The following is a 4,351-nucleotide window of genomic DNA, read 5'->3' as shown; positions in this document are numbered from 1 at the left end:
CCGCCGCGCCGCTCGATCCGGGCCCGGCGCCCGACCGCTCGCGCGTGCGCACGTTCGCACTCGACAGCCGCGTGCTCGAATACCGCCTGAAGCGCTCCGCGCGCCGCACGATCGGCTTCACGATCGACGGCAGCGGACTGTCGATCACCGCGCCGCGCTGGGTCACGCTCGCCGACATCGAAGCCGCGATCTCCGAGAAACAACGCTGGATCTTCGCGAAGCTCGCGGAGTGGAAGACGCGCACCGAGCAGCGCGCGCTGCCGCAGATCGACTGGCGCGACGGCGCGCAGCTCCCGTATCTCGGCAAGACGGTGACGATCGCGCTCGGCGCGGGCGCCGTCGCGTTCGACGCCGATGCGCTACGGCTCTCGCTGCCGCTGCCCGTGCAGGCCGACATGCAGCAGATCAAGGATCGCGTGCAGGGCTGGCTGCAGGGCGAAGCCAAGCGGATCTTCGGCGAGCGCCTCGTCGTCTACGCGGAGAAACTCGGCGTCACGTATTCGATGTACGCGCTGTCGTCGGCCGCGACGCGCTGGGGCAGCTGCTCGAGCGACGGCAAGATCCGGCTGAACTGGCGGCTGATCCATTTCCCGATGTCGATCATCGACTACGTCGTCGCGCACGAGCTGTCGCACCTGCGCGAGATGAACCACAGCCCGGCCTTCTGGCAGACCGTCGAATCGATCTTCCCCGAATTCCGCGAAGCGCGACACACGCTCAAGCATCACCCGCCAGAGCTGCTGCCGTCGCTTTGACGAGCATGGCGTTGCCGCCAACGAAAAAAGGGCGATGCGGGTCACCCCGCATCGCCCTTTTTTGCTGCTGCGGCGCACATCGCACGCCGCAGCCCGGCTCATCCGGCGCTCAGTGCGCCTTCTTCTGGATGAACTCGATCTTGTAGCCGTCCGGATCCTCGACGAACGCGATCACGGTCGTACCGTGCTTCATCGGGCCCGCTTCGCGCGTGACCTTGCCGCCTTGCGCCTTGATCTTGTCGCAGGCCGCGTACGCGTCGTCGACTTCCAGCGCGAGGTGGCCAAAGCCGTTGCCGAGATCGTAGGACGGGGTGTCCCAGTTGTGGGTCAGTTCGATCACCGTGTTGTTGCTTTCATCGCCGTAGCCGACGAATGCGAGCGTGAACTTGCCTTCCGGATAGTCGTCGCGGCGCAGCACCTTCATGCCGAGCAATTCGGTGTAGAACTTGATCGAGCGGTCGAGATCGCCGACTCGCAGCATCGTATGCAGCAATCGCATGTGTTGTACTCCTGTGGGGACTTTCCAGAACCGGGAACTCTACCAGAGTCGGGTGAACTTCGCCGGGGGCGCCTGGCCGGACGGCCAACCGGGAGCTCAATGCCGGCGCGCGGCCGATAGGGCCCGTCCGCACCGGCCAGCGCGAGCGTAACGGCGGAAAACAGCACGTTCCGGCTCGCCCGGCTACCGCGCCGATCGGGTAACATCGTTCCACCCCGCACCAAAAACGGGCATCCCCCACTGCCCGAACGCGACCACCACTCTCCCCTACAGCCACACTGCCGTGCGAAACCGCCGATTCGAGCGCGCCGGATGCGCGCCCCTCCCGATCCTGCAGTCACCACGTCGAACCGGCGAGGTTCGCCGATGACCACGCTCACCGCCGCCCCCGTGCGCCGTGCGCTCGACACGCGCGCCGTCGGCCTGATGCTGCTGCTGTGCGCGATCTGGGGCTTCCAGCAGGTCGCAATCAAGAGCACGAACGCCGCGATCGCGCCGATGTTCCAGGCCGGGCTGCGCTCGGTGATCGCGGCGGTGCTGCTATGGGGCTGGGCCCGCTCACGCGGTACGCCGCTGTTCCAGGCAGACGGCACGTTCGGCGCGGGTCTCGCGGCCGGGGCGCTGTTCGCCGGCGAATTCATCTGCGTGTTCTTCGGGCTGACGCTGACGAGTGCGTCGCACATGGCGATCTTCCTGTACACGGCGCCGTGCTTCACCGCGCTCGGCCTGCACCTGTTCGCACCGGGCGAACGATTGCAGCGCACGCAGTGGGCCGGCGTCGGCCTGGCATTCGCCGGCATCGCGCTCGCATTCGCGGACGGCTTCCTGAAGCCGCGCGCACCCGGCGCATCGGTACTGGCCGGGCTGGCAGGCGATGCGCTCGGGATCCTCGGCGGCGCGATGTGGGCTGCGACGACGGTCGTCGTGCGCTCGACGGCGCTCGCGCGGGCGAGCGCGAGCAAGACGCTGTTCTACCAGCTCGCGGTATCGGCGGTCGTGCTGGTCGCGCTGGCCGCACTGTTCGGCCAGGTGTCGTTCGCGCACGTCACGCCGGTCGCGATGGCCAGCCTCGCATACCAGTCGGTGATCGTCGCGTTCGTCAGCTACCTGTCGTGGTTCTGGCTACTGACGCGCTACAGCGCGTCGCGGCTGTCGGTCTTCACGTTCCTGTCGCCGCTGTTCGGCGTCGCGTTCGGCGTGCTGCTGCTCGGCGAATCGGTCGGCTGGCGCTTCATGTCCGCGGCCGCGCTCGTGCTGACCGGCATCGCGCTCGTCAACGCGCCGCCACGCCGGCGGGCATGACAACCGTGCGCAACTCGCACGCATCCACGCAATAAAAAAGGCTGCCCGCCGGGCAGCCTTTTTCGCACATCCGGTCCAGTGCGCGTGCCCGGCCTCAACCGGCCTTGCGCACCGCCGCGAGCGCCTGCGCAACGCCGACGTATTCGGCCACGCTCACATCCTCCGCACGGCGCGCGAGATCGAAGCCGAGCGCGTCGAAATCGATCGTCTCGCGATAGTCGCCGAGCGTATTGCGCAGCATCTTGCGGCGCTGCGAGAACGCGGCGGTGACGACTTCGCCGAGCAACACGGGATCGACGTCCGGCAGTTCGTGCGGCTCGTACGGAATCATCCGGACGATCGCCGAATCGACCTTCGGCGGCGGCTGGAACGATTCCGGCGGCACGTCGAGCATCTTCTCCATCACGTAGCGGTACTGCAGCATCACCGATAGACGCGAAAACGCCTTCGTGCCCGGCTCCGCGACCATCCGCTCGACGACTTCGTTCTGCAGCATGAAGTGCTGGTCGATGACCGCATCAGCGAACGTCATCAGGTGAAACAGCAGCGGGCTGGAAATGTTGTACGGCAGGTTGCCGACGATCCGCAGCGACGGCTTGTCGCCGGGCGCCGCGAGCGACCGGAAATCGAACGCGAGCGCGTCGCCCGCGTGCAGTTCGAGCAGCGCGCCGAAGCGTTGCTGCAGGCGCCCGATCAGGTCGCGGTCGAGCTCGACCGCATGCAGCGGCGACTCGGGCGTCGCGAGGCGCTCGATCAGCGGCCCGGTCAGCGCGCCGAGGCCGGGGCCGATCTCGACCATGCGCTGGCCGCGCGCGGGGCCGATCGTCGAGACGATCGAGTCGATCACGCCGTGATCGACGAGGAAGTTCTGCCCGAAGCGCTTGCGCGCGAAATGGCCTTGGTGCTGTCTGCTGTTCGACATCGACTGAGTAAAACGAAAAATACGACGAAAGAGGTAAAGCCGGGCCGCGTCAGGTCGTGCGGCGATGGCGCGCCATCGTGACGGCCGTGTCGAGCGCGGCGATCATGCTGCCCGGATCCGCTCGGCCCGTGCCGGCCAGATCGAGCGCCGTGCCGTGATCGACCGATGTCCGGATGATCGGCAGCCCGAGCGTCACGTTGATGCCCTCGCCGAACGTCGCGTACTTCAGCACGGGCAGCCCCTGGTCATGGAACATCGCGAGCACGCAATCGGCATCGGCGAGATGGCGCGGCTGGAACAGCGTGTCGGCCGGATACGGGCCGCGCGCGTCGATGCCTTGCGCGTTCGCACGGGCCAGCGCCGGCGAGATCACGTCGATCTCCTCGCGACCGAGATAACCGTTCTCGCCCGCGTGCGGATTCAGGCCCGTCACGAGGATGCGCGGTGCGGCCAGACCGAAGTCGCGCCGCAGGTCGCGATCAATGATCGCGAGCGTCTCGACGAGCCCGTCGATCGTGAGTGCGGCCGACACGTCCTTCAATGGCAGATGCGTGGTCGCGAGCGCGACGCGCAGCGGCTTGTGGCCGGTACCGGCCAGCATCATCACGACACGCGGCGTATGCGTGCGATCCGCCAGGTATTCGGTATGGCCGGTGAACGGCACGCCCGCATCGTTGATCGTGCTCTTCTGCAGCGGCGCGGTGACGATCGCGTCGTACCGGCCTGCCAGTGCGCCGTCGATCGCCGCGTCGAGCAACCCGAGCACGTACGGGCCGTTCGCGGCGTCCAGCTGGCCCGCCTGCACGGGCACGGCGAGCGCGTGATGCGCGACCGACACCGGCCCGCTGCCGGCCAGCGTGGCCCGGTCGGCGC

General features: G+C 67.8%; 5 protein-coding genes. 2 read left to right on the top strand and 3 right to left on the bottom strand.

The window, feature by feature from the left end; all coding sequences use genetic code 11:
- Positions 1–755, top strand: a 755-nt coding sequence (locus G3N99_RS35520) for a SprT family zinc-dependent metalloprotease (RefSeq protein WP_206124688.1), incomplete at its 5' end; no start/stop codon positions are given.
- A 109-nt stretch (positions 756–864) separates the two neighbouring features.
- Here the strand turns inward: G3N99_RS35520 and gloA are convergent.
- The gene (gloA, locus tag G3N99_RS35515) at positions 865–1,254 is read right to left on the bottom strand and encodes a lactoylglutathione lyase (RefSeq protein ID WP_174940245.1); all 390 of its coding nucleotides are present in this window, start codon (positions 1,252–1,254) and stop codon (positions 865–867) included.
- A gap of 366 nt (positions 1,255–1,620) precedes the next feature.
- Here gloA and G3N99_RS35510 point away from each other — a divergent pair, with 366 nt between their 5' ends.
- Entirely contained in the window at positions 1,621–2,556 is a 936-nt protein-coding gene (locus G3N99_RS35510) for a DMT family transporter (RefSeq protein WP_206124687.1), read from the top strand.
- Between the two features lie 94 nt (positions 2,557–2,650).
- Here the strand turns inward: G3N99_RS35510 and rsmA are convergent, their stop codons facing one another.
- On the bottom strand, positions 2,651–3,478 hold the full coding sequence (gene rsmA, locus G3N99_RS35505) for a 16S rRNA (adenine(1518)-N(6)/adenine(1519)-N(6))-dimethyltransferase RsmA (RefSeq protein WP_122474319.1): 828 nt from the start codon (positions 3,476–3,478) through the stop codon (positions 2,651–2,653).
- A 49-nt stretch (positions 3,479–3,527) separates the two neighbouring features.
- Positions 3,528–4,351: 4-hydroxythreonine-4-phosphate dehydrogenase PdxA (gene pdxA / locus G3N99_RS35500; protein WP_206124686.1), on the bottom strand; the 824-nt coding region annotated here is incomplete at its 5' end.

Source organism: Burkholderia sp. Ac-20392, assembly GCF_017104585.1.
Classification (GTDB): Bacteria; Pseudomonadota; Gammaproteobacteria; order Burkholderiales; family Burkholderiaceae; genus Burkholderia; species Burkholderia lata.
Note: the sequence above shows the minus strand (reverse complement) of the source record. Positions and strands in the feature narration are given on the sequence as shown.